Annotated in this window: 27 protein-coding genes and 2 tRNA genes; 4 read left to right on the top strand and 25 right to left on the bottom strand. The window is 66.2% G+C overall.

Annotated features, from left to right (window positions below; translation table 11 throughout):
* Positions 1 to 58: 58 nt before the first annotated feature.
* From GRI99_RS12645 to GRI99_RS12675, 8 genes are all read right to left on the bottom strand, one after another.
* Positions 59 to 787, bottom strand: coding sequence for a tetratricopeptide repeat protein (locus tag GRI99_RS12645; protein ID WP_160772417.1), 729 nt, complete (start codon positions 785 to 787; stop codon positions 59 to 61).
* Positions 784 to 1,227 (bottom strand): cytochrome c-type biogenesis protein, encoded by a 444-nt coding sequence (locus GRI99_RS12650; RefSeq protein ID WP_160772418.1) that lies wholly within the window; start codon positions 1,225 to 1,227, stop codon positions 784 to 786. The genes GRI99_RS12645 and GRI99_RS12650 overlap by 4 nt, the downstream gene beginning before the upstream one ends.
* Positions 1,224 to 1,760, bottom strand: a complete 537-nt coding sequence (locus GRI99_RS12655) for a redoxin family protein (RefSeq protein WP_160772419.1) — start codon at positions 1,758 to 1,760, stop codon at positions 1,224 to 1,226. Before GRI99_RS12655 ends, GRI99_RS12650 begins: the two co-directional genes overlap by 4 nt.
* Positions 1,757 to 3,709 carry a heme lyase CcmF/NrfE family subunit gene (locus GRI99_RS12660; protein ID WP_160772420.1) on the bottom strand — a complete coding sequence of 651 codons (1,953 nt, stop codon included), beginning with the start codon at positions 3,707 to 3,709 and terminating at the stop codon, positions 1,757 to 1,759. The genes GRI99_RS12655 and GRI99_RS12660 overlap by 4 nt, the downstream gene beginning before the upstream one ends.
* On the bottom strand, positions 3,706 to 4,167 hold the full coding sequence (gene ccmE / locus GRI99_RS12665) for a cytochrome c maturation protein CcmE (protein ID WP_160772421.1): 462 nt from the start codon (positions 4,165 to 4,167) through the stop codon (positions 3,706 to 3,708). The genes GRI99_RS12660 and ccmE overlap by 4 nt, the downstream gene beginning before the upstream one ends.
* Positions 4,164 to 4,304: a hypothetical protein gene (locus GRI99_RS18510; protein WP_202393085.1), complete on the bottom strand. Its 141-nt coding sequence runs from the start codon at positions 4,302 to 4,304 to the stop codon at positions 4,164 to 4,166. Before GRI99_RS18510 ends, ccmE begins: the two co-directional genes overlap by 4 nt.
* Positions 4,304 to 5,041: a heme ABC transporter permease CcmC gene (gene ccmC / locus GRI99_RS12670; RefSeq protein ID WP_160772422.1), complete on the bottom strand. Its 738-nt coding sequence runs from the start codon at positions 5,039 to 5,041 to the stop codon at positions 4,304 to 4,306. The genes GRI99_RS18510 and ccmC overlap by 1 nt, the downstream gene beginning before the upstream one ends.
* 125 nt (positions 5,042 to 5,166) lie before the next feature.
* Positions 5,167 to 5,243, bottom strand: a tRNA-His gene (locus GRI99_RS12675).
* A gap of 159 nt (positions 5,244 to 5,402) precedes the next feature.
* Between GRI99_RS12675 and GRI99_RS12680 the strand changes: the two genes are divergently transcribed.
* Together GRI99_RS12680 and GRI99_RS12685 are read left to right on the top strand one after the other, a co-directional pair.
* On the top strand, positions 5,403 to 6,035 hold the full coding sequence (locus tag GRI99_RS12680; RefSeq protein ID WP_160772423.1) for a prolyl hydroxylase family protein: 633 nt from the start codon (positions 5,403 to 5,405) through the stop codon (positions 6,033 to 6,035).
* Positions 6,032 to 6,475, top strand: a complete 444-nt coding sequence (locus tag GRI99_RS12685; RefSeq protein WP_202393086.1) for a GFA family protein — start codon at positions 6,032 to 6,034, stop codon at positions 6,473 to 6,475. Before GRI99_RS12680 ends, GRI99_RS12685 begins: the two co-directional genes overlap by 4 nt.
* 145 nt (positions 6,476 to 6,620) lie before the next feature.
* On the opposite strand, the gene rpmE is transcribed toward GRI99_RS12685, so the two are convergent.
* From rpmE to pyrH, 10 genes are all read right to left on the bottom strand, one after another.
* A complete protein-coding gene (gene rpmE, locus GRI99_RS12690; RefSeq protein WP_160772424.1) occupies positions 6,621 to 6,845 on the bottom strand; it encodes a 50S ribosomal protein L31 in 225 nt (74 codons plus the stop codon).
* Positions 6,846 to 7,102: 257 nt separating this feature from the next.
* Positions 7,103 to 7,564, bottom strand: coding sequence for a 3-hydroxyacyl-ACP dehydratase FabZ (fabZ, locus tag GRI99_RS12695; protein WP_160772425.1), 462 nt, complete (start codon positions 7,562 to 7,564; stop codon positions 7,103 to 7,105).
* Positions 7,561 to 8,250, bottom strand: coding sequence for an OmpH family outer membrane protein (locus tag GRI99_RS12700; RefSeq protein ID WP_160772426.1), 690 nt, complete (start codon positions 8,248 to 8,250; stop codon positions 7,561 to 7,563). Before GRI99_RS12700 ends, fabZ begins: the two co-directional genes overlap by 4 nt.
* A complete protein-coding gene (gene bamA, locus GRI99_RS12705) occupies positions 8,250 to 10,991 on the bottom strand; it encodes an outer membrane protein assembly factor BamA (protein ID WP_237438333.1) in 2,742 nt (913 codons plus the stop codon). The genes GRI99_RS12700 and bamA overlap by 1 nt, the downstream gene beginning before the upstream one ends.
* 173 nt (positions 10,992 to 11,164) lie before the next feature.
* Positions 11,165 to 12,289, bottom strand: coding sequence for an RIP metalloprotease RseP (gene rseP, locus GRI99_RS12710; RefSeq protein WP_160772428.1), 1,125 nt, complete (start codon positions 12,287 to 12,289; stop codon positions 11,165 to 11,167).
* 22 nt (positions 12,290 to 12,311) lie between these two features.
* Complete coding sequence (gene dxr / locus GRI99_RS12715) at positions 12,312 to 13,466, bottom strand: 1-deoxy-D-xylulose-5-phosphate reductoisomerase (protein ID WP_160772429.1); 1,155 nt, start codon at positions 13,464 to 13,466, stop codon at positions 12,312 to 12,314.
* On the bottom strand, positions 13,463 to 14,164 hold the full coding sequence (locus GRI99_RS12720) for a phosphatidate cytidylyltransferase (protein WP_160772430.1): 702 nt from the start codon (positions 14,162 to 14,164) through the stop codon (positions 13,463 to 13,465). Before GRI99_RS12720 ends, dxr begins: the two co-directional genes overlap by 4 nt.
* A complete protein-coding gene (gene uppS / locus GRI99_RS12725) occupies positions 14,151 to 14,831 on the bottom strand; it encodes a polyprenyl diphosphate synthase (RefSeq protein WP_160772431.1) in 681 nt (226 codons plus the stop codon). The genes GRI99_RS12720 and uppS overlap by 14 nt, the downstream gene beginning before the upstream one ends.
* 15 nt (positions 14,832 to 14,846) lie before the next feature.
* A complete protein-coding gene (gene frr / locus GRI99_RS12730) occupies positions 14,847 to 15,404 on the bottom strand; it encodes a ribosome recycling factor (RefSeq protein WP_160772432.1) in 558 nt (185 codons plus the stop codon).
* A 4-nt stretch (positions 15,405 to 15,408) separates the two neighbouring features.
* Entirely contained in the window at positions 15,409 to 16,128 is a 720-nt protein-coding gene (gene pyrH / locus GRI99_RS12735; RefSeq protein ID WP_160772433.1) for a UMP kinase, read from the bottom strand.
* Between the two features lie 177 nt (positions 16,129 to 16,305).
* Between pyrH and GRI99_RS12740 the strand changes: the two genes are divergently transcribed.
* Positions 16,306 to 17,154 (top strand): FkbM family methyltransferase, encoded by an 849-nt coding sequence (locus tag GRI99_RS12740; RefSeq protein WP_160772434.1) that lies wholly within the window; start codon positions 16,306 to 16,308, stop codon positions 17,152 to 17,154.
* Between the two features lie 15 nt (positions 17,155 to 17,169).
* Here the strand turns inward: GRI99_RS12740 and GRI99_RS12745 are convergent, their stop codons facing one another.
* The gene (locus tag GRI99_RS12745) at positions 17,170 to 18,735 is read right to left on the bottom strand and encodes a hypothetical protein (RefSeq protein ID WP_160772435.1); all 1,566 of its coding nucleotides are present in this window, start codon (positions 18,733 to 18,735) and stop codon (positions 17,170 to 17,172) included.
* Between the two features lie 579 nt (positions 18,736 to 19,314).
* Between GRI99_RS12745 and GRI99_RS12750 the strand changes: the two genes are divergently transcribed.
* On the top strand, positions 19,315 to 19,485 hold the full coding sequence (locus tag GRI99_RS12750) for a hypothetical protein (RefSeq protein WP_160772436.1): 171 nt from the start codon (positions 19,315 to 19,317) through the stop codon (positions 19,483 to 19,485).
* A gap of 280 nt (positions 19,486 to 19,765) precedes the next feature.
* Here the strand turns inward: GRI99_RS12750 and tsf are convergent, their stop codons facing one another.
* The 6 genes from tsf to GRI99_RS12780 form a co-directional block, all read right to left on the bottom strand.
* On the bottom strand, positions 19,766 to 20,692 hold the full coding sequence (gene tsf, locus GRI99_RS12755; RefSeq protein WP_160772437.1) for a translation elongation factor Ts: 927 nt from the start codon (positions 20,690 to 20,692) through the stop codon (positions 19,766 to 19,768).
* Between the two features lie 87 nt (positions 20,693 to 20,779).
* Positions 20,780 to 21,568, bottom strand: a complete 789-nt coding sequence (gene rpsB / locus GRI99_RS12760) for a 30S ribosomal protein S2 (protein ID WP_160772438.1) — start codon at positions 21,566 to 21,568, stop codon at positions 20,780 to 20,782.
* 100 nt (positions 21,569 to 21,668) lie between these two features.
* The gene (locus tag GRI99_RS12765) at positions 21,669 to 22,055 is read right to left on the bottom strand and encodes a hypothetical protein (protein ID WP_160772439.1); all 387 of its coding nucleotides are present in this window, start codon (positions 22,053 to 22,055) and stop codon (positions 21,669 to 21,671) included.
* Positions 22,056 to 22,101: 46 nt separating this feature from the next.
* Positions 22,102 to 22,974, bottom strand: a complete 873-nt coding sequence (locus tag GRI99_RS12770) for a CDP-alcohol phosphatidyltransferase family protein (RefSeq protein WP_160772440.1) — start codon at positions 22,972 to 22,974, stop codon at positions 22,102 to 22,104.
* A complete protein-coding gene (locus GRI99_RS12775) occupies positions 22,971 to 23,720 on the bottom strand; it encodes a phosphatidylserine decarboxylase (protein WP_160772441.1) in 750 nt (249 codons plus the stop codon). The genes GRI99_RS12770 and GRI99_RS12775 overlap by 4 nt, the downstream gene beginning before the upstream one ends.
* Before the next feature lie 80 nt (positions 23,721 to 23,800).
* Positions 23,801 to 23,885 (bottom strand) — tRNA-Tyr (locus GRI99_RS12780).
* Between the last annotated feature and the right edge of the window lie 51 nt (positions 23,886 to 23,936).

Below are 23,936 nucleotides of genomic sequence, written 5' to 3' on the forward strand. Positions count from 1 at the left end.
GCTCCGCCGTAAGGCGGCGCGCTTAGCAGCCCCTTACCCTTACAGCAATGCGTTCCGCTCAGTCCTGCTCCGCCATCGCACCGGGCGCTTCGCCAGCCTCTTCCGGCGGCAGGGCACCCATCTGCTGCAACATCGAATCCAGCCGCTCCACCCGGTCGGTCATGAAGGCGCGCGGGCTGGCCGGCGGGGCAACGGGCGCATTGCCGGGTGCCAGTTCGGCCACGGGCGCATCGACCATGCCGTCCAGCGCCTCGCGCCACACGCCGCGCGCTTCCATCATGCGGCCCTGGCGGATCAGCGACAGCCCCAGGAAATAGCCCGGCGCAGCGCTGTCCGGGCGCAGCCGGTTGGCCTGGGTATAGGCATAGACGGCTGCCTGCGTCAGGTTGCCGTCCGCCTGCTCCACCAGGGCGTTCCCCAGCGCCAGCCACGCCTCGAAATCGCGCGGGTTGCGGGTGACGATGTTGCGATAGAACGCCGCCGCATCCTCGAACTGCCCCTGGCGGGCGAAGGCATCGGCGGTGATCAGCGTGGCATCGGTGGACTTGTCGGCCCCCGTCACCAGCAGTTGCCGGGAGGGGATCATTTCCCACTCGTCGGTGTAGCTCTCCGCCACGGCATCCTTTGGTGCGCCGGGCAGCGCGGGGCTGGCCTGCAGGGTATAGCCCGCCAGGCCGAAGACCAGTGCAGCGGCCAGGCTGGTCCAGGTGGCGCGCGGCAGGCGGAACACCACCACGGCCACGGCAAAGGCGGCCAGGGCCGCGAGCACGGCGATCACCCAGGTCATTGCCCGCCCTCCCCGGCCTGCCGGCGGCGACGGCCCAGCCGTCCATAGAGAATCACCGCGCCCAGCAGCACCAGCACGACAGGGCCGGCGAACAGTGGCCAGGTGATAGCCGAAACGGTGGGTTCATAGCTGATGTAGTCGCCATAGCGCTCCACCAGCCAGTCGCGCACCTGGTCGGGCGTTTCCCCGGCGGCAATGCGGGTGCGGATCAGGTGGCGCATGTCGCCCGCCATCTGCGCGTCACTGTCGGCCACTGACTGGCTCTGGCAGGTGAGGCAGCGGATCGTCTGCATCAGGTGCAATGCCTGGGCCTCCTGCGCCGGATCGGGCAGTTCCGTGTAGGCATAGGGAGCGGGCGGGAGCGAGTCCTGCCCAAGAACAGGCATGGCCAGCGGGGCCGCCACGGCCAAGGCCAGGGCGAGGATGGCCACGCGCCTCATGCCCCCGCCTCCTGCAGCTTGGCCTGCAGCAGCGGCACGTGCTCGGGCCTGATTTCGCCGATATGCTGGTAGCGGATCACGCCCTGACCATCGACCACGAAGGTTTCCGGCACCCCGCTGGAGCCGATGGAGAGTTGCACGGCGGAAACATCATCGGCCCCCACCGCACTAAACGGATTGCCATAAGTGGCAAAGAACTGCGCCAGGTCTTCCGGCCGGTCGCGGATGGCGATGGCGACGATCTCCGCCCCGCCGCGCTGGAGGGCGTCCAGTTGCGGGGCCTCCACCCGGCACGGAATGCACCAGCTGGCGAAGACGTTGACCAGCTTGGGCCGGCCATCGGCCAGGTCGGCGCTGGACAGGCCCGGCAGGCCCTCGATAGCGGGCCTGAGGTCGAACTGCGGGATGGTCTTGCCCACCATCGCGCTCTGGATGAATTCGTCCTTCGGCTGGCTCAGCTGGTAGGCGAACAGGCCGAACAGGGCGAGGCACGCAGCCACCAGGCCCCACAGGAACAGGCGCAGGCGGTTCATGCCGCCACCTCGGCGTCGCCCCGGCGCGCGGCGATCAGCGTGGAGGCGCGGCGGCGGCGCACGTCGGTCAGCACGCGGCCCAGCAGGGCCAGCACGCCGCCCAGCGCGATCAGCAGGCCACCGTACCAGATCCAGGTGACGAAGGGCTTCCACCACAAACGGAGCTGCCAGCGGCCATCTTGCGCCTGGTCACCCAGGGCCACGTAAAGCTGGCCATTCCAGCGGGTGACCAGCGATACCTCGCTCGTCTCGGTCGGCGGGGACCAGAAGCTGCGGGCCTGCGGATGGGTCAATGTCTCGGCCCCGTCACCGTGGCGCACGGCGATGGCGGCTTCCAGCGCTGTCCAGTTGGGCCCGGCGACCGGGGCGACCGATTCGAGCCGCGCGGACCACGGCCCCACCTCGATCACGTCACCCACGTTGGCTGCCACCAGCCGCTCGGTCTGGAAGGCGGTGTCGGCCGCCATGCCGAACAGGGCAATGCCCACGCCGAAGTGCGCCACCACCATGCCCCAGGTGGCGAGCGGCAGGCGCAGCAGGTTGCGCCCCTTCAGCGGCAGCAGGCTGCCCACCAGCACCACGGCAGCCACGGCAAAGCCCAGCAGCGGCAGCAGCCCCACGTCGCTCAGCAGGGCTACACCGGCCAGCACCACCAGCCCCAGAACGGCCAGGGCCACCATCGGCCAGCGCACGCGGGCCAGCTTGTCCCCCCGCCAGCGCAGCAGCGGCCCCACGGCCAGAACCAGCAGCATCGGCAGCGCGAAGATCGCGGTCACCGGGTTGAAGTAGGGCGGCCCCACCGAAACGCGCACATCGAACGCCTCGGTCAGCAGCGGATAGAGCGTGCCCAGCAGCACGACGCCCAGGATGGCGGAGAGCGCCACGTTGTTGATCACCAGCGCGCCCTCGCGGCTCAGCACGCTGAAACGCTCGCCTTCCGCCACGGTGCCGGCACGGGTGGCGAACAGGGCCAGCGCCATGCCGATGTTGATTGCCAGCAGCGCCAGGATGAAGCCGCCACGCTCAGGGTCCACGGCAAAGGCGTGGACGCTGGTGAGGATGCCCGAGCGGACAAGGAAGGTGCCCACCATGCTCATGGAAAAGGCGATGACGCCCAGCATCACCGTCCATGCCCGCAGCGCATCGCGCGCGGCCAGCACGCTGGCGGAGTGGAGCAGCGCGGTCGCCGCCAGCCACGGCATCAGGCTGGCGTTCTCGGTCGGGTCCCAGAACCACCAGCCGCCCCAGCCCAGTTCGTAATAGGCCCAATAGGAACCGGCGGTGATCCCCAGCGTCAGGAACAGCCACGCCCCCAGCACCCAGGGGCGCATGGCCTTGGCGAAATCGGGCGTCACCTGACGGGTCAACAGCGCACCGACCACGAAGCTGAAGGCCACCGACAGGCCGACATAGCCGACGTAGAGCGTGGGTGGATGGAAGGCGAGGCCGATGTCCTGCAGCAGCGGGTTGAGGCCGTTGCCTTCCGGCGGCGGACTGGGCAGCCGCTCGAACGGGTTGGAGGCAAACAGCAGGAAGGCATAGAAACCCAGCGCCACGAAGGCCTGCGCGCCCAGCGTGGCCAGCATGGTCCGCTCCGGCAGGCGCCGCTCGACCGAGGCGATCAGGCCGCCGGCCACGCTCATCACCGTGACCCACAGCAGCATCGAGCCTTCGTGGTTGCCCCAGGTGCCCGACAGCTTGAACACCATCGGCTTGGCAGAGTGCGAATTGGCCGCCACCAGCGCCACCGACAGGTCGGTGCGGGCAAACAGCACCACCAGCGTCAGGAAGGACACAAGGCAAAGCAGCGCCTGCACCAGCGCGGCAGGACGAGTCAGCACGGCCAGCCCTTCCCAGCCGGACTTCAGGCCCAGCAGGCCCGCCACCAGTTGCAGCCCGGCCAGGGCAGCGGCCAGCCACAGGCAGACAAGGCCGAATTCGGCGATCATTCCAGCGTCGCCTCGATCCGCTGGCGGGCCTGCTCGCGGCTCATCCCTTCCAACTCGCGGGGCATGTAGTTCTCGTCGTGCTTGGCGAGGAGGTTGGTGGCCACGAACGTGCCGTCCTGGCCCATGTAGCCTTCCGCCACCACGCCGGAGTTCTCCTGGAACAGCGCCGGGGCAATGCCGGTGAAGCTGACCGGCACGGTGGTGGTGCCATCGCCCACCGCGAAACGGATCGTCACGCCATCGGGCTGCGGCTGGATCGATCCCGGCTCCACCATGCCGCCAAGGCGCAGGTCCTCGTCCGGCGCAGGGGCCTGCTCCACGATTTCGCTGGGCAGGTAGAAATAACTCGCCTGGTTGCGCAGCGCCCAGGCGGCCAGCAGGCCCGCGCCCACCAGCGCCACCAGGGCGATGACCAGCAGCACCAGCCGCTGGTGCTTGGGCTTGATGGCACTTGTCATTCGCCGCGCACCTTTTCCCGCCGCGCCTCGGCCCGGCGCATCGCGCGCCATGACCAGCCGATCACCACCAGCGTCACCACGATCGTCAGCGCATAGGCGCCGTTGACGAACAGCATCATGTCCCACGCTTCGCGCATCAGGCAAACTCCTCCTCGGCGGCCATCATGGCCTTGCGGCGCAGGCGCGCTTCGGCCTGCATGTCGGCCAGCAGCGTGCGCATCCGCATCAGCACCAGGGCCCCGAACAGGCAGGAAAAGCCCAGCGTGCTGGCCCCCAGCGGATAGAGATAGACCGGATCGATCGCGGAATTGCCCATCGTCAGGCTGGGCGGCTGGTGCAGGCTGTTCCACCACACCACGCTGCGGTTGATGATCGGCACGTTGATCGCCCCCACCAGCCCGAAGATCGCGGCGATGCGGCTGGACGAACCTTCACGCGCCAGCGCGCCCGACAGCGCGATATAGCCGAAATAGAGGAACAGCAGCACCAGCATGGAGGTCAGCCGCCCGTCCCACACCCACCAGGTGCCCCAAGTGGGCCGACCCCAGATCGAACCGGTGGCGAGGCACAGGAAAGCGAACACCGCACCCGGCACGGCAGCAGCGCGCGCGGCGATGGCCGCCAGCGGGTGGCGCCAGACGAGCTCGACCAGGCTGGCGATGGCAATGGTGGTCCAGCCCCCCATGCCCAGCCAGGAAACGGCCACGTGAATCGGCAGGATCTTGACCGAATCCCCCATCAGCCGGTCCGGCGGCATCGAGGTATAGCTGTAGGCCAGCGACACCGCGACGAGCACCAGCCCCACGACCAGCAGCAGCGGGGTCAGCCAGCGGGCGAGCCGCAGGAAACGTGCTGGATTGGCAAAGCCGTGCATCGAAGAAACTGGCGGGTCATCCGGGGCGAAATTGCCTGGCCGACCCTTTGGCAGTTGCCGCCCATAACCTCAAGCGCGACCTCAAGGCCGTATTGCATAAATTTGTAACACGAAGGGGCAGGAAATGGGGCGATCGACGGGATCCGAACCCGCGACCTCCGGTACCACAAACCGGCGCTCTAACCAACTGAGCTACGATCGCCATATCCTGCGCTGCGGGGCGGACAAACCGCCTCAGCGCCAAGGCAGCGGCCATTTGCACAAGCGGCCCGCGCTTGCAAAGCAAATTTTGCAGCCCACCCCCTCCCAGCCCGCGAATTGCCGGTTTGTCCGCTGCGGCGGCAGCGATATCACGCGAGGGATGACGAATCCCGGAGAGACCAGCGCCGCGTTCCTGCTCGCCCGCCCGGGCGTGCGCCAGGTGCCGACCGATCGGCTGGAGCTGTTCGATTGCCCACACTTCCTGCCGCCCGCCCTGTGTGCCGAACTGCTGGCGCTGATCGAACGCGACCGCCGCCCCTCCACCATCGCCGATGCCAACGGCGATCACTATTTCCGCACCAGCGAAACCTGCGACCTTTCGGCCGACGAACCCGCCGTGCAGGACCTGGAGGCGCGGCTGTTTGCCCTCAACGGGATCGATCCGGCGCATGGCGAACCAGTGCAGGGCCAGCGCTATGCCGTGGGGCAGGAATTCAAGGCCCACACCGACTACTTCGAGCCGGGCGGCGTGGACTTCGAGCGCTATTGCGGTCTGACCGGCAACCGCACCTGGACCTGCATGATCTACCTGAACGACGTGGAGGCCGGCGGCGGCACGCGGTTCAAGGTGATCAACAAGACCTTCCAGCCCGAAGCCGGCAAGCTGGTGTGCTGGAACAACAAGCGGCTGGACGGACGGCCCAACCCCAGCACCCTGCACCACGGGATGAAGGTCCGCAAAGGCGTGAAATACGTCATCACCAAGTGGTACCGCGAAAGGCCGTGGAGATGATCAGAAAGGGTTCGTGCCATTGCGGCAGCGTGCAGTTCACCGCGGAATTTGTCGGTGAGGCATTGGTCGGCTCGCGCTGCAACTGCACGATCTGCGCGATGAAGGGCGCGGTGATGGTTTACCTGCCGATGGAGGCGGTGGCGGTGACTGCCGGCGAAGCCGATGCCCTTGCCTGTTACCGGTTCAACACCATGGCGGCGAAGCATTACTTCTGCGCGCGCTGCGGCATCCATTGCTTCCACCAGACCCGCTCGGACCCGGACAAGTACGCCGTCAACGCCGCCACGCTGGAAGGCGTGCGACCCTATGAGGATTTCCCGGAAGTGGCCGTGTTCGACGGCCAGCACCATGCCAGCGATAATGGCGGCGTACGGCGGCAGGCAGGCTGGCTGCGGTTCGAACCGACCCCCGGCGAACCGTGGCCCGAAGGGGTAATCTGACCCGTGCTACCCGCTCGTGTCGAGCGTAGTCGAGACACCGCGCGCCGCAACGCGATTCCGGCCGATGCAAAACGGACATGGACGCTGAACGAGAAAGGGCGGCCCCGCAGGACCGCCCTTCGTGTGTCTGTGCCGGAGCGCCAGCTTACTTCTTGAGGCTGATGCCGCCGAAACGCTGGTTGAACTTGGCCACGCGGCCGCCATCCTGCAGGCGCTGCGGGCCGCCGGTCCAGGCCGGGTGGCTGGTGGGGTCGATATCGAGGTTCATCGTATCGCCTTCCTTGCCCCAGGTGGTGCGGGTCTGGAAGGTGGTGCCGTCGGTCATCTTGACGGTGATGAAGTGGTAATCGGGATGCGTATCGGCCTTCATGGCGGTAGTCCTTTTGCGTGTGACCGGTTCCGACCGGCCGTGCAGTTGGCAAATCTTGGAAAGCGCGGCCCCTACAGGGGGGAGCCGCACAATTCAAGTGCTAGCGCAAACATCCTTCGACAAGCTCAGGATGAGCGGAGCGTGGCACGAACGGACCCCCAGAGTCCGCAAGGGCGAACGCCCGCCCGCAGGTGCCCTGAAGCGAAGCGGAAGGAACAGCACCGAGGACGCCGGCCCGGATGGGCCGGCGCATTCTGCTAAGCGATCATGGCCGTGAAGTTGACGTTGCAGGTGATCTTGCCGTCAACACTGGCCTCGCCCCAGAACTTGCACACGCGGGCACGCTGCTGGACGAAGCCGGTCTTGAGTTGGAGCAGGACGCCGGGTTCCACGGGGGCGCGGAACTTGGCTTCCTCGATCGCCATGAAGTAGACCAGCTTGCCGCTGCCGGCGAGGTCCAGCGTTTCCACCGCGAGGATGCCCGCAGCCTGGGCCAGCGCCTCCACCTGCAAGACGCCGGGCATGATCGGACGACCGGGAAAGTGGCCCTGGAAGAAGCCTTCGTTGAAGGTCACCGCCTTGATCGCGGTGATCTCCTCGCCCTTCCTCAGGTCCACCACCCGGTCGACCAGCAGCATCGGATAGCGATGGGGCAGCGCCTGCAGGATGCGCGGAATGTCATAGACCGCGCTGCCCTCGGCGGTGCCGTTCTCGCTCATCGGCCCTCGGCTGCCGGCGCAGCGGCAGCCTGCTGGCGGGCGGCCAGTGCCTGCAGCACCTGCAGCACCTGCTGGTACAGGTTGATCGCGCCTTCATCGGTCGGCTGCCAGCCGGCCGGCACGGTGGTCTGCGCGGTGGGGAAGCGGGTGTTGAGCGCGGTCACCACCAGCGGGGTGATGTCGAAGCCCTGTGCGGCATAGCGCACGGCTTCCGGCTCGATGAGCACGGACACGTTGCGCTCGGTCACCACCTGCTGGGCAGCCGGGCCGGCCTGTTCGGCCACCTGGGTGACGACGTAGAGCTGGGCAAGCTGGATCGGCTGCTGCAGCGTGTTGATCTGCTGCTCCAGACCGGCGGCCTGGGTGACCGAGGGGTTGGCGGTCTGCTCGGCCTGGTCGAGGTTGCCGTCACCGTTGGTGTCGAGCTCTTCCAGCTGGCCGTTGCCGTTGGTGTCGATTGCCTGCAGCAACTGCGCGCGCTGCTGGGCCAGCTGGCCGATCTGCGTGATCTGCGCGGCATTGGCCGTGTCGATCGCCTGGAAGGCGTTGAGCAGCGCCTGCGACTGGGCGATGGCAACGGGGGCGCGCATCATCGCCATGCCGTTGACCTGCGCGGCAGCAGGCGCGGACAGCGCAGCAAGAGCGATACCGGCGGCCAGCGCCGGCTTAAGGAAAGTCTTCATCATCAGAACGCGGTTCCTACGTTAAACGAAATGGTCTTTGTCTCGTCGCCGCGCTCCTGCATGAGCACCTTGGCGATATCGATCCGGAACGGACCGAATGGCGAATTCCAGTTGATGCCGAAGCCCACCGAAAGGCGCGGGCTGGCAGAGTTGCCGACGTATTCTTCCACGAAGGCGGGAAGCTGGTCGCCACGGGGCGTGTTCAACGCGCCGTTGGGTGCGATCGGAACAGTGACAACCGTCGGCGGCAGCGGCTGACCGGCCGAATCCTTCAGCAGCTGGCCGTCGTTGCCGTACTGGAACTGGAAGTAGGTCCGGTTGCCGTTACCGTCGAGCTGCGGGATGAACAGGCCATCCGGATAGGGGCTCTGCACCAGCGTGGGGGCCCGCCCGCCGAAAACCGAGCCGATATCGGCAAACAGCGAGGGGCGGATGCCCATTTCGCGTGCGCCGCTGCCCAGCGGAATCTCCAGCTCGGCACGACCGAAGTAATAGGTGTGGCCACCCAGGGCATCGTCGGCGTTGTTGCGGCTGTTGATGTCGGTCAGCTCGTCGGCTTCCACCGTGCCGTCGCCGTCAATGTCGCTGTAGAAGCGGCGGATCACGCGGGGACCGATGCCGCGAATGTCGAACCCGCGGATATCCGGCTCGCCCAGGAAGAAGCGGTTGGTCAGCAGCACCCGGTCGCCGGTTACCCCGCGGGCGTTGAGGCCAAGGATGTGGCCACCCTCCCCACGCAGCGAGAAGATGAAGTTGCTGCCCAGGTTCCAGTACTTTGCAGCGTTGATCGTCGCGCGGACGTAGCGGGTGTTACCGCCAAGGCCCGCGACGTCGAGATTGATGCTGGCGTTCTCGCCACGCGTGGGCCGCAGCCGCGAATCCAGCGAATTGTGGACCAGCGAGACACCCAGGATCGAATTGACGCGGTTACCGATGGCATCGCACAGGTACCGTCCGGCACGGAGCGGTTCGCACTGCGAGACCCCGTCGCCGTCATAGTCGGCGAAATAGGTATTCTCGTCGACCGTGATGTTTTCCAGGTTCAGCGTGTAGCGGCCGATCACCGACATGTATTCGGTCAGCGGCACGCCCACCCGGGCGCTGAGGCCGGTGGTGGACTGCTGGTAGGTGGCCGTCTGGTTCTTGTAATAGCTGTTGCTGTAATCCTGCCGGTAGATGTCGATGCCGGCGGAGATGTTGCGGTCGAACAGGTAGGGTTCGGTAAAGCTGACGCTGGCCGACTTGGAATAGCGCGAGTAGTTGACCGACAGGCCCACCGTCTGCCCGCGGCCGCGGAAGTTGTTCTGCCGGATCGAGCCCTGGAAGATGAAGCTTTCCAGCGACGAGAAGCCGGCCGACAGCGACAGTTCGCCGGTCGGCTCTTCCTGCACGTTGGCCTGCAGGATGATGCGGTCGGGCGCGCTGCCCTCCACCTGCTCGACCTCGAAGTTCTCCTGGAAGTAGCCCAGCGAGTTGATGCGCGCCGTGGTGCGCTGAACCTGCAGGCTACTGAAGGCATCGCCCTCCACCACGCGGAATTCGCGGCGGATCACCTTGTCCTGGGTGATGGTGTTGCCGTTGATGTCGATCGATTCGACATAGACGCGCGGCGCATCGCGCAAGGTGAAGCGCACGTCCATCGTGCGCGTCTCGCGGTTGGGCACGAACTCGGGGCGCACCTGGGCGAAGGCATAGCCGAAGGCGCCGGCGGTCTCGGTCAACTGCTCGATGGTGTTGTCGACCAGTTCCGCATTGTACCAGTCGCCTTCCTGGATGCCGATGGCGGCAGTCAGGAACTCGCTGTCGAAATCGCGCAACTGGCTGACCGCCTCGACATTGCCGAAGCGATAGCGCTCACCCTCTTCCACCACATAGGTGATGATGAAGTCGCGCTTGTCCGGCGTCAGTTCGGCCACGGCGGAAACGACGCGGAAATCGGCATAACCGTTGGTCAGGTAGAACTGGCGCAGCTTCTGCTGGTCGTACTGCAGGCGGTCGGGGTCATAGCTGGTGTTGCTGCTGAAGATCTTCAGCAGGCCCGCTTCCTGCGTCACCATCTCGCCCTTCAACTCACCGTCCGAGAACGCCTCGTTGCCGATGATGTTGATCTGGCGAACCTTGGACTTGGGCCCTTCGGTGATCTGGAACACCACGTCCACGCGGTTCTGTTCCAGCTGCACCATCTGCGGCTCGACCACGGCGGCATAGCGGCCCTGGCGCTTGTACAGCTCGATGATGCGGGCCACGTCGGCACGCACACGGCTGCGGGTAAAGATCTGGCGCGGGGCAAGGTTCACCTCGTCCATGATCTTCTCGTCATCCAGGCGGCGGTTGCCCTCCAGGATGATGCGGTTGATGATCGGGTTCTCGGCGATCGTGATGACCACGTTGCCGCCACTGTTGGCAATCGAATAGTCGGCAAACAGCTCGGTCGCTGCCAGGTCGACCAGCGCCTGGTCGGCCCGCGCGGCGGTATAGACCTGCCCCACGCGCAACTGGATGTAGCTGAGGATCGTCTCCGGCTCCAGCCGCTGGGCACCGGCCACCGCGATGGAACGGATCACGTCGCCCTGCTCGCCGCTGGTCACCGCCGGGGCCGGCGCGGCTGGCGCTTCGGCGGGTGTCGCTGCGGGAGCGGCCGCATCCTGCGCCAGCGCGGCGGCAGGCAGGCCGGCAAGGATGGTGCAACCCAGCAGGGCTGCGGCAAACTGCGAGGTTGTCTTGGTGTTCGCCGTGGAACTCATCATCCGTCCATTCCCAACGCCGTATGCGGCCTTGCCCTCACGAGACGATGCGGCAGCGGAATGTGCCGGGATCATCGCGGTTGCGAGAAGAAAGCCGCCCCTTGCCCGATGCTAACCGCTCAATCAAGCGATGACACCGGCTTGGTAGCGTCAGTTCGATCCTTTTCCCCTGCCTAGCCACCAAAGAACGGTAGCTTGGCGATGTCCACGATGGTGACGAACAGCATGAGGCCAAGCACAAGGGCAAGACCGGTGCGGAACGCCAGTTCCTGACTGCGGGGGCTGGCGGGTTTCCGGCGGACCGCTTCGGCCGCGTAGAATGCCAGGTGCCCACCGTCGAGGACCGGAATTGGCAGCAGGTTGATGAATGCCAAATTAAGCGAGATGAAGGCCAGGAAACTGGTGAACTCCGGCCAGCCCAGGCTCAGTTGCTGGCCGGAAAGCTGGGCCATGGTGATCGGCCCACCCAGTTCCTTCACGCTGCGGTCGCCGGAAAAGATCTGCACGATCCCGGTGACCATCATCTTGGTGGCTTCCACGCACTGGACCAGCGCCAGGCCGGTCGCCTCGATTGGCCCAACCCGCTCGAACCGGCGCTCGGTCGGGCGGGTCTGCACACCCAGCAGGCCGATGGTGGTCTTGTTGCCGAACCGGTCGGTCAGTTCCTGCGCGCGGGTGGTGACGGGGATCGTCAGTTCGTCCCCGCCCCGTTCCACCGTTACCGCGAAGGTGCGGTTGGGATAGAGGAACACCGCCTGCTGCAGTTCGGTGAAACTGGCCAGCCGCTCGCCATCCAGCTCCACGATCCGGTCACCCACGCGGATCCCGGCATCCTGGGCAGCCGAGTTCTCGGCAAAGGCCGCCACATAGTTTTCCTGCGCCGGATCGGCCGCCACGGGCTTGCCATAGGCCATGAAGAAGGCGGCGAAGATGGCAATGGCGATCAGGATGTTGGTCACCGGCCCCGCGGCCACGATCAGCGCCTTGTGGCCCAGTTTGGCGGACTGGAAACACTGGCGGCGCTCATGCTCCGGCAGGGCCAGGTATTCCTCGCTGGGCTGGCTGGACGGGCTCATGTCACCCTTGAACTGGACGTAGCCCCCCAGCGGCAGCAGCGACAGGCGCCAGCGGGTGCCGTGCCTGTCGGTCCGGCCCACCAGTTCCTTGCCGAAGCCGACCGAGAACACCTCGGCCTTCACCCCGCACCAGCGGGCGACCAGGTAATGCCCCAGTTCGTGCAGGGTCACCAGCGGGCCAAGCAGCAGCAGGAAGCCGACCACGGTGAGCCAGATGGGCACGGATTCAAATTCGGTAGGCAAGTCAGGCAGGCTCCAGGATACGCAGCGCAAGCTGGCGTGCTTCAGCGTCCACCGCAAGCACTTCCGCAAGGCTGGTGGGCGCAGGCGGCAGCGGCTTGGCAAGCGTATCGGCCACCAATGCCGAAATTTGCGTGAACGCGATCTGACCGGCAAGGAAAGCGGCCACGGCCACCTCGTTGGCGGCATTGAGCACTGCCGGGGCTGCCCCGCCCGCCTCGGCCGCCTCGCGCGCCAGTTTCGTGGCGGGGAAACGCTCCTCGTCCGGGTGGAAGAAGTTGAGATGGCCGATGGCCGGCAGGTCCAGCGGCTTGCAGGCTGTATCCATGCGGCTCGGCCAGGCGAGGCATGAGGCGATGGGCACGCGCATGTCGCTGGGGCCAAGCTGGGCCAGCGTGGAGCCATCGCGGTATTCTACCATCGAGTGGATCACGCTTTGCGGGTGGACCACGATCCTGAGGCGATCCAGCCCCACGGGGAACAGGTGCCAGGCCTCGATCAGTTCCAGCCCCTTGTTGAACATGGTGGCGCTATCGATGGTGATCTTGGCGCCCATGTCCCAGTTGGGATGCTTCAGCGCCTGTTCGCGGGTGGCTTTCGCCAGTTGCTCGGCGCTCCATTCGCGGAACGGGCCGCCGCTGGCGGTCAGCGTGATCCAGCGCACATCGGCCATGTTCTGGCCGTGGAGGCACTGGAAGATGGCGTTGTGCTCGCTGTCGGTGGGCAGCAGGGTTGCGCCGTGGCGCTCGACCGCCTGCATCAGGATGTCGCCTGCGGATACGAGGGTTTCCTTGTTGGCGAGCGCAATGGTGCTGCCCTGCTCCACCGCCGCCATGACGGGGGCAAGACCGGCACAGCCGACGATGGCGGCCACAGTGACGTCAGCCCCGGCGGCGGCGGCTTCGCACAGGGCCTGCGGGCCGCCCATCGCCTTGATGGAGGTGCCGGACAGGGCATCGCGCAAGTCCGCCAGGCAGGTCTCGTCCCCTACCACCGCCATGTCCGCGCCGAATTCGATGGCTAGCGCCGCCAGTTCCCTGGCCGAGCAGTTGGCGGTGAGCGCCTTGACGCGCCACTTGTCACGTTCGCCCCGGATCAGGTCCAGCGTGGACGAGCCGATCGAGCCGGTGGCGCCGAGGATGGTAAGGCTGCGGGTCATCGCGCCAGCCAGTGGGGGAATATCACCAGCAGCGGCGCACCGAAGACGCAGGCGACCGCCAACAGGCCATCGATCCGGTCAAGCACACCGCCATGCCCCGGGATCAGGTTTGAACTGTCCTTCACGCCCGCCCGGCGCTTCAGCCAGCTTTCGAGGAAATCGCCCACCTGCGCCACTACCGCCACCGCGGCGCCAAAGGGCAGCAGTTCGAAAACCATCGGCAGCCCGGAAAAGTTGCGATACCCGGCGGCCGCGCCGCCCCAACCGAAGTAGGCCAGCAGGGCGATTGTTGCCCCGATCACCCCGCCCAGCAGACCGCTCCAGGTCTTGGACGGGCTGATCGAAGGGGCAATCTTGGGTCCGCCGAAGGTGCGCCCGGCGGCATAGGCACCAATGTCCACCAGCACCACCGTGCCAACTAGCAGCAGCATCAGGGCGACATTATTGATCCGCAACAGCACCCAGACGGCGAGGCCGACATAGGCCAGCGCCGCCAGCGAACCGGCTACTCGCACAGCGCCGGATGGCGTTGCCCGCGAGATCAGCCTGACAAATTCCCACAGGGCGGCCAACGCCACGAGGATGATGAACAGGTCGAGCCAGACGCCTCCCGCCCACAGCGCCCCGCCGGCCACGGCCAGCATGACCACGGCACTGGCCGTACGCACCGGCAGGTCGCTGTTCTTACCGTCCGCCATAACGCCGTTCCCTTCGGGCAAATTCTTCGCAAGCTGCGGTGAGGTGCTCTTCGCCGAAATCGGGCCACAGCACATCCGTGAACAGCATCTCGGCATAGGCGGCCTGCCACAGCAGGAAGTTGCTCAGCCGCACCTCACCCGAAGTGCGGATCAGCAGGTCGAGCGGCGGCAGGTCGGCGGTGTCGAGGTGCGCTTCGATGGTGGCCATCGTCACCTCGCCCTCCGCCGCGGCAGCCGCCGCCGCGCGGGCGATTTCCTGCTGCGCGCCATAGTTCAGCGCCACGGCCAGCGTGCGGGTGCCGCCAGCGGTGCGCTCCAGCGCCAGGTCCAGCTTAGCGACAATGTCAGGCTCGAACTTGCGCCAGTCACCGATCAGCTTCAGCCGGATGCCTTCGGCCACCATGCGATCCAGGTTCGCATCGATGAAGTGGCGCATCAGCTTCATCAGGTCGGCAATCTCCTCCTCCTCGCGCTTCCAGTTCTCGGACGAGAAGGCGTAGATCGTCAGGCACTCGATCCCCAGCTTGCCGCAGGCGTCCACCGTGCGGCGCACGGCCTCGCCGCCCTCGCGATGCCCCAGGGCGCGGGGCAGGTGGCGCTTCTTGGCCCAGCGACCGTTGCCATCCATGATGATGGCAATGTGGCGGGGGACGGCAGGATCGGTCATGCGGAAAATCCACCCTTACTGGGTGAGGATTTCCTTTTCCTTGGCCGCGGCCGCGGCATCGGTTTCGGCCACGTACTTGTCGGTCAGCTTCTGGACTTCCTCTTCCTTGCGCTTGCGGTCGTCCTCGCTGATTTCCTTCTTCTTCTCGTCTTCCTTCAGCGCCTCCATCGCGTCGCGGCGCACGTTGCGGATGGCGATCTTGGCCCCTTCGGCATACTTGCCGGCGAGCTTCGCCAGTTCCTTGCGGCGTTCCTGCGTCAGGTCGGGCAGCGGCAGGCGCAGGGTCTGGCCATCGATCATGGGGTTGAGGCCCAGGTTGGCGTGGGCAATGCCCTTTTCCACCGCGATCAGGTTGCTGCGGTCCCACACCTGCACGCTGAGCATCCGCGGCTCCGGCGCGGAAACGGTGGCCACCTGGTTGAGCGGCATCATCGCGCCATAGACCTCGACCATCACCGGATCGAGCAGCGCGGTGTTGGCGCGGCCCGTGCGCAGGCCGCCCAGGTCACCCTTCAGGCTTTCCACCGCGCCTGCCATGCGGCGTTCCACATCGGCCTTGTCATACTTCGGCATAGTCTCAGTCCTTCTGTACCACGGTCTGCACGCCCTCGCCCGCCAGCACGCGCGCCAGATTGCCCTTTTCGCGGATCGAGAAGACCACGATGGGGATGGCGTTATCGCGGCACAGGGCCACGGCGGACGCGTCCATAACCTTCAGATTGTCTGCCAGCACCCTGTCATAGCTGACCGTTTCAAAACGCTTTGCGGCAGCGTTTTTCTTGGGATCGCTGTCATAGACCCCGTCCACGCTGGTGCCCTTGTACAGGGCATCGCATTTCATCTCGGCCGCCCGCAGCGCTGCGCCGGAATCGGTGGTGAAATAGGGCGCGCCCACGCCGGCGGCAAAGATCACCACGCGGCCCTTTTCCAGGTGCCGTTCGGCCCGGCGGCGGATCACCGGCTCACACACCTTGTCCATCTCGATCGCGCTCTGCACGCGGGTGGGCACGCCAAGCTGCTCCAGCGCGTTCTGCATGGCGAGAGCATTCATCACCGTCGCCAGCATGCCCATGTAATCGGCTTGCGCCCGGTCCATGCCCTTGGCTGCCCCGGCCATGCCGCGGAAGATATTGCCGCCGCCGATAACCAGGCACAGTTCCAGGCCCGTATCCTTGGCCGCCTTCACCTCTGCCGCCAGCTCCGCCACAAAGGCGGGATCGATCCCGAACTGCTGGTCACCCATCAGCACCTCGCCCGACAATTTCAGGAGAATACGCTTGGGTTTCGGCAGGGACATCTGGCGCGGGCTCTTTCGGCTGGGGCTGGTGTGGCCGCCCTTATAGTGACCCCGCCCGATGTGCCAAGGGGTTGAGGCAGGTTGTCGGCAGGGGCAAAGCGGGCTGCGGCGCCCCGCTGGACTTGCCGTTCGGGGATTCTTAAGCTGATGCCAGCAGCACGGACAGGGGCGGTCTTGATGAAACAGATGATGCGGCGCGCAGGCGTCGCCATTTTCCGCTGGCTGCCGCTGGGGCACGAAGGCCGCCGCCGCGTGCGCAAGGCGCTGCTGGCCGTGATGGGCGGCCCGCGCCGGCCGTTCGTGATGGACTGGCGCGGCTTTCGCGTACAGATCGATCCCGGCCAGGCGATCGACATGCGGCTGCATTTCACCGGCGATTACGAGCCAGCCACCCTCGCCGCCATCAAGCGGCTGGCGTACCCCGGCAGCACGGCGATCGACGTGGGCGCGAACGTGGGCCTTGTTTCATTATGGCTTACGCGCTGCGTGGGGCCGGCTGGGCGGGTGATCGCGGTAGAGCCATCCGCCTGGGCCTGCGAGCGGCTGGCCGACAATGCCGCCCTGTCCGGCGTGACCATGATCGAGACGATCCGCGCCGCTGTGGCCGACCGGCCGGGCGAGGCCGTGCTGGACGTGATCAACGGCTACAACCTCGACAACACCCGCTCGCGCCGCACCGAGACGGTGACCTGCGTGACCGTGGACCAGCTTGTGGCCGAGCGCGGGATCACCAACTTGTCCCTGCTGAAGGTCGATACCGACGGGTTCGAGATGGACGTGTTCCGCGGGGCGCAGACCGTGCTCTCCACGATCCGGCCGGACATCGTGTTCGAATACGGTCCCGATCACCTGCGCCGCTATTCGCGGGCCGAGCCGGAGGCCCTGATCGCCCTGCTGCGCGGGCATGGCTATGCCGTACTCGATGAGCACATGCAGCCGCTGGACCCGGCGGACCTGCGGCTGAAGTTCGGCGAAACTGCCAATCTTGTGGCCCGGCCGGAAGAACGGCTGGCAAGCGTCGGCTAGCCGCAAAGTCGGTCATCAGTTGGCGGCTGCTGCCGTCCCGCCATAGGCCAGCCACTGCTCCATTCGTGCCTTTACCACCGGCGCCAATGGCATCCGCTCCAGCACCTCGTCCGGTCCCGCGATCCAGCCGCCGGCACGATTGCGAATCCTGTCGAGCGCCACTTCGGCCGCCCGCCGCCTGCCCGTCCGCCGTGCATGGGCTGCCTCGAGCAGGGCCAGTGCGGGCTGGTCATCCAGGTAGAAGCGCAGGTTGGACAGATGCCGGCCGGCCTCAGCCACATCGTCATCCATCATGGCGGCCACGAAAAAGCCGGCGTGCTCCCATGGCAGGTTGACTTCCGGATCCTGCTCCAGCCCGGCCAGCACTTCCTTGCCCTGCGGATCGTTCCAGAATGCCAGCCAGGTTCCGGCCATGCCGGCGATCACCCGGTTGCCGGGTGCGGCATCCAGCGCTGCGCGTGCCGATTGCCGCACCTCGGCGTCCATCCCCAGGAACGAATAGGTCCGCATCTCGCCCACGTAGAGCATCGCGCTTTCGGGGTTGCGGGCCAGGGCGTGATGGATCACGTCCAGCGCCTCCTGCAATTCGGCCTGCCGACGGTCATCGCCCAGCGTCGTCAGCGAGGCATCGACCATCGTCCAGTTGCGCAGGAAACCCGCCACCCGGCTGTCCTCGTCCGCTGCATACCAGTCGCGCGCGCAACGCTGCAGATCGCTGTCCGACCGCGAGGAGTAGGACATGACCGACCCGGTGAAGCGCAGCCAGCAGCCATAGGGTGTCCACGGTTCCAGCCCCTTGCGCCGCCCGAACCTGGCCAGGGCCCCGCCGGGCGCGGCAATGGCCGCTGCGGCCATGCGGGCGTTGCGGAACGGATCGCCCGGTGCGGCAGCCGGATATTGCCGCGTCCACACGACCCGCTGGCTGGCGGTTTCGATCAGCGACAGGGTGTCGAACCCGGCTTCGCCGGAACGATCGGCATCCAGCCTGATTTCGTAGTCCGCGCGCACCCTGCCCGGCTCCATCTGCCGGAAGCCGAAGTATTCTGCCAAGGTTGTCCGCAGCACGTTGCCGAAGGCGTCCAGTTCGGGCCTCTCTGGCGGAGCCACACCGCCCTTCTTGTCGGTGCCGATGACGACCAGCGTGGGAAAATCGGTCTGGGTCCAGCGGCCCTTGTCTCGCCAATCCATGTAATAGGCCGCGCCGGCAGCCAGCGCGGCAAGGACCAGCCCGGCCAGCGCCAGACGCAGCACACGCTTGCGCCCGGGTGCTTCCGCCTGGAGCGGCGCAGGCGCGGGAGGGGCTCCTTCGGGCTCACCTTCCGGCGCTTCGCCGGCCTCGCCCTTCTCGCGGATCTGCACCGTGTAGGACCGGGTATCGACGTAGATCTCGTCCTGATCCGGATGGTCGGCGTAGTAGCTGGCCAGGGCCCTGCGCAGCCGGGCCACCGCAACGCGCGCATAGGTATCGGCATCGGCACCGTCATCCTCGGCGCGGCCCAGCGCTTCGGTGGCGATACGATAGGATTTGACCGGCACGCCTTCCAGCGACCGCTCGATCAGATATCGCAGCAGGCGCGACATTACCGGCGCCCGCCGGAACGCCTTGTCTTGCAGGACCCTTTCGGCGGCTGCACGCAATTCGGCAGCCTTCTCGGAAAGGGGAGCGACTTGAGCCACGAGTGCCCTCCCGATTGTGTTCTCGCGCCGTACTGTCAGCATCCGCTGCCGCACCCCTGGGGTGCAAGCGAAGGCTGTCCGTCAGCAGGCCAATGCGGATAAAGGGGCCAGCACGTCAAGCCAAGCACTTGATTTGGAACGGCGGCCACAATCACCGGGGGCAACGGGATTATCGCGCTTTGTCAGTCCTGAACGTGGTTAATTACGGATGTGCTCGATACTGTATCATGGTGAAATGGTTAAAGGCAGACACCGTGACATACTTCCGCTGGCTCGCCTCAGGCCCGACAATGCGGACTGGGAGGGTCGCCCCATGGCTGGACCGCGCGGCGCTGTCGCGGGGTCAGGCTGGATCGATCCTGCCGTTGTTGCTTGCGGCCATCGCGGGGGATCGATGACGCATTCATTCCCATCTCCCATGCGGTGTGGCGGCCCCGCCAGCGCACCACACATCGGAAGGGCCGTGATTTGAAAAGTTTCAAAATGATGGCGGCAGTCACGCCCAGGCCGAGTGCCGAGCTTGTCAGGCTGGGGACGCTGGAAGAGGTGCTCAATTCGCAGGCCTCGCCCGCGCTGAAGGCCGCCTGTGTCGAAATGGGCATCGAGGCGGCAGCGCGCCGCAGGAAGCCCCTGGCGGACGACCAGCAGGGCTAGCCTTCCAAGGCCCCGGCCAGACACAGATTGTGCTGTCCTACAGATCGGCAATCGTGCCAGGGCCGTGCCGCTCTTTGACCCTGTAATCCGCCAGCGCCTTCACCGCCACGGCCCCGGCCGACCGCGAAGGGCCCGCGCGCCCCTTTGGAACGGCCCCGTGCGGTCTGTATTTCATCAACAAGCCCCGGCCTAAACCTGCCGGGCGCCAAACGAAACGGGCGGAGCGACCAGTGCCGCCCCGCCCGTCCTAATGTCGCGAATGTCGCGTTGAAGGCCGGGCTCAGCCCTTGACCGCCGCAGCCACTTCGGCGGCGAAGTCGGTCACTTCCTTCTCGATGCCCTCGCCCAGCTGGAAGCGGACATAGTCCTTCAGCACGATCGGCGTGCCTGCTTCCTTGCCAGCCTTGGCCACCACTTCCGCGATGGGCGTCTTGTTGTCCATCACGAAGACCTGGCTGAGCAGCGCGTTTTCCTTGGCGAACTTGGCAATCGCGCCATCGACCATCTTGGCCTGCACCTCGGCCGGCTTGCCGCTTTCGGCAGCCTTTTCGGCGGCGATCTTGCGCTCGCGCTCGATCACGTCGGCATCCAGGCCCGAGGCGTCCAGCGCCATTGGGAAGGCGGCGGCAATGTGCATGGCCAGCTGCTTGCCCAGCGGCTCGAGGACGTCGGCACCCGCGGCCGATTCCAGCGCCACGAGAACGCCGATCTTGCCCAGGTTGGGAGCGGCGGCGTTGTGCATGTAGGGGACCACCAGGCCCTGCTCGACCTGCACGGTCTTCATGCGGCGCACCTGCTGGTTCTCGCCGATGGTGGCCACGTTGTTGGTCAGCTTGTCGGACACGGTGCCACCATCGGGATAGGCAGCCGCCTTCAGCGCTTCGACATCATCGTCCGACTGGCCCAGGGCAACCTGGGTGGTCTTGCGCACGAAGTCCTGGAACTGGTCGTTCTTGGCCACGAAGTCGGTCTCGGAGTTCACTTCCACGGCCACGCCGCGGGTGCCTTCCACTGCCACGCCCACCAGCCCTTCGGCGGCGGTACGGCTGGACTTCTTCTGCACGGCGGCCAGGCCCTTGGCGCGCAGCAGGTCGACCGCGGCCTCGATGTCGCCGTTGGCTTCCTCGAGCGCCTTCTTGGCATCCATCATGCCCGCGCCGGTCTTCTCGCGCAGGTTCTTCACATCAGCGGCAGTAAAAGCAGCCATCTGTCTGGTCCTTCTTGGTAAAATGGGGCGCGCCGGAACCTCCCGATGGAGAGGCCCGGCGCGCGAAAATACGGTACCGGGGCCGTGTTACTCGGCGGTGGCGGTTTCCTCGGCGGCAGGCTCTTCCACCAGCGCCGGCTCGTCCAGCGGGGCTTCCAGCGCGCCGACGTCGGCACCGCTGTCGGCCACGGCACCCTGGCGGCCCTGGCTGGCAGCCTGGCCGATGGCTTCGCAATAGAGACGCACGGCGCGGGCCGCGTCATCGTTGCCCGGGATCGGGAAGGCGATGCCGCTGGGATCCACGTTGGTATCCAGGATCGCGATCACCGGGATGCCGAGCACGTTGGCTTCCTTGATCGCCAGCTCTTCCTTGTTGGCGTCGATCACGAACATCACGTCCGGAATGCCGCCCATGTCGCGAATGCCGCCCAGCGACAGCTCCAGCTTGTCACGCTCGCGGGTGAGCTGCAGCACTTCCTTCTTGGTGAGACCGTGCATGGTGCCGCTCAGCTGCTCCTCAAGAGCCTTGAGGCGCTTGATCGACTGGCTGATGGTCTTCCAGTTGGTGAGCATGCCGCCCAGCCAGCGGTGGTTGACGAAGTGCTGGCCGCACTGGCGGGCGACCTGGGCGATCGGCTCCTGCGCCTGGCGCTTGGTGCCCACGAACAGCACCTTGCCGCCCTGGCGCACGGTGGCGGCCACGAAGTCCAGCGCGCGGGCGAACAGCGGCACGGTCTGCGACAGGTCGATGATGTGCACACCGTTGCGGGCGCCGAAGATATACGGCTTCATCCGCGGGTTCCAGCGGTGGGTCTGGTGGCCGAAGTGCGCGCCGGCCTCGATCAATTGGTGCATGGTGACGGTAGGGACCGCCATAAGTAATTCCTTTCCGGTTCAACCTCTGGAAGACGGGGAACCGCTCGCAAGCTGCGAAGGGCACCGGTGATGTGTGTCTTCCATGTGGATTTGCCGCCCGTTAGGCCGCCACGGAATTGCCGCAGCCCTGGTCGACGTGGCCGCCCTTAGCGGCACTCGGGGCAGATTGCCACCCCAATCGTGCAATCGTGGTCCGGCGAGCCGGCAAGAACAAAGCGCAAACATTGCCGTTGACATCGCGGAACGGAAATGGAACATGAGAACAAATGCGGAACTGAGGAACAAACCACGATTCCGTTGAGTTGTCAGACTGCCGGCCGGTCAGCCGGCCCAGGTTGGAGTAAGCGCCATGGTCGCCATTGCCATTTCCCTGCTGTTCGGCGGCCTGGCCGCCCTCGCCGCCTGGACCATTGCTTCGTCGCTGAAGCGGGGCATGGTGATCGGTCGCGAAATCTTGGCGGAACTCGCCGCCCTGGATAAGGCGCAAGTCAGTTCGTCTCCGACTTTCCGGCCCCTTCGCGGGCGTCCGGCTGTCAGTCAGCAGGCCTATACGCGTCAGGCAGTCCGCCTGCGTCCGCTGCGCCGCCCTTGCGCTGCCGCTTGACCCGGGCATAGCGCACTATGCCCAGCGGCATCAGCCCCAGGTAAACCGCGCAGATCACTGAGAGCGTCCACCAGGGTTCGCTCAGCAGGGCGGCAAAGGTCAGGCCGAAAAGGGCGATCATCACCAGCCGCAGGTCCTTGCTGGGGCGCAGCGACTTCCAGCTCAGCGTGGCAATGCTCGAGATCATCAGGAACGCAATAAGCACCAGCCAGCCCGCCACCAACCACGGATTGCGCAGCAGCGGCTCGCCCGTTTCCATCCACAGGTAGACTGGCAGGAAAGCCAGTCCCGCGCCCACAGGCGCAGGGATGCCGGTAAGAAAGCCGGCCGACTTGTGTGGTTGCTCGTCCGCATCGATCTGCGCATTGAACCGCGCCAAACGCAACGCGCAGCTGATGGCAAAGCCGAGCGCTGCAAACCAGCCAAGCCGCGGCAGGTCGTTCAACGACCACAGGAACAGGATCAACGCCGGAGCCATGCCGAAGCTGAGCGAATCGGCGAGGCTGTCCAGCTCTGCGCCGAAGCGGCTCTGCGCCTTGAGGAGGCGGGCAATGCGCCCGTCTATCCCGTCCAACACACCGGCAAAGACGATCGCCAGCAAAGCCATCTTCCAGTTGCCATCGATGGCAAAGCGGATGCCCGTAAGGCCGGAACAGAGCGCGGCCGCCGTAATTGCATTGGGGATTACGGCCCTGACCGAGAGACCCCCGATGCGGCGCCCGCGCAGGGGAGAAAGCTGCTCGTGCTCGCTGGCGCTGGGGCCGACGCGGACGCCTTCCGGACCATCGCCCGCGGCCGTCACAGGCTGACGCCCTCGATGAGACCCTGCTTACCGGTCTCTGCGAGTACGGTCTCGCCAGCAACCACCTTCTGGCCCAGCAGCACGCGCGAATCGGTTCCGGCCGGCAGATAGACATCCACCCGGCTACCAAAGCGGATCAGGCCAATGCGCTGCCCGGCAGCCAGCAGGTCACCCGGTTTGACAAAGGGGATGATCCGGCGCGCCACCAGACCGGCAATCTGGGTGAAACCGATCGGTACGCCGTCCGCACGCTCTATCAGCATGTGCTGGCGCTCGTTCTCCTCGCTTGCCTTGTCGAGATCGGCGTTGAGGAACTTGCCGGGGATGTAGACCACCCGCTGCAGGGTGCCCGACACGGGCGCCCGGTTGATGTGGACATCGAATACCGACATGAAGATGGAAATGCGGGTGACCGGTTCGGTTCCCAGGCCACGCCCGCTGCCATCATCGCCCTGCAGTTCCGGCGGCGGCGGCACCTGGGTGATAAGTGACACCAGCCCGTCCGCCGGTGAGACGATCAGGTGTTCACCCTGCGGCACCACCCGCTCGGGATCGCGGAAGAAGGCGAACACGAACACCGTCAACGCCAGCATCGGCCAGCCGAGGTACTCCCAGTCCAGTCCGAACAGTACCGCGAGCGCCGCAACCAGGGCGATCAGCCCGAACTTGCGCCCTTCGGGATGCACCGAAGGCCAACGCCACTCTGCTTCGCCGCGACCGCGATTGTCTTTCAGTTCACCTGCCATCCCTCGCATCTAGGGGCTGCGGCCAAGGCGCACAACCCGCGAAGGCACCGGACGCCGGCGAATGATGGAAAGGGCGGCGGTGGTGGACAGGGCTGGATTCGAACCAGCGTACGCAATGCGGGCAGATTTACAGTCTGCTGCCTTTAACCACTCGGCCACCTGTCCACCGGATGCCGGAAAGCGGGCAAGCCCGCCAGTCTTGCAGGCCCCCGCAAG

It is taken from the genome of Alteraurantiacibacter buctensis (assembly GCF_009827655.1).
In the GTDB taxonomy this organism is placed as follows: Bacteria; Pseudomonadota; Alphaproteobacteria; order Sphingomonadales; family Sphingomonadaceae; genus Alteraurantiacibacter; species Alteraurantiacibacter buctensis.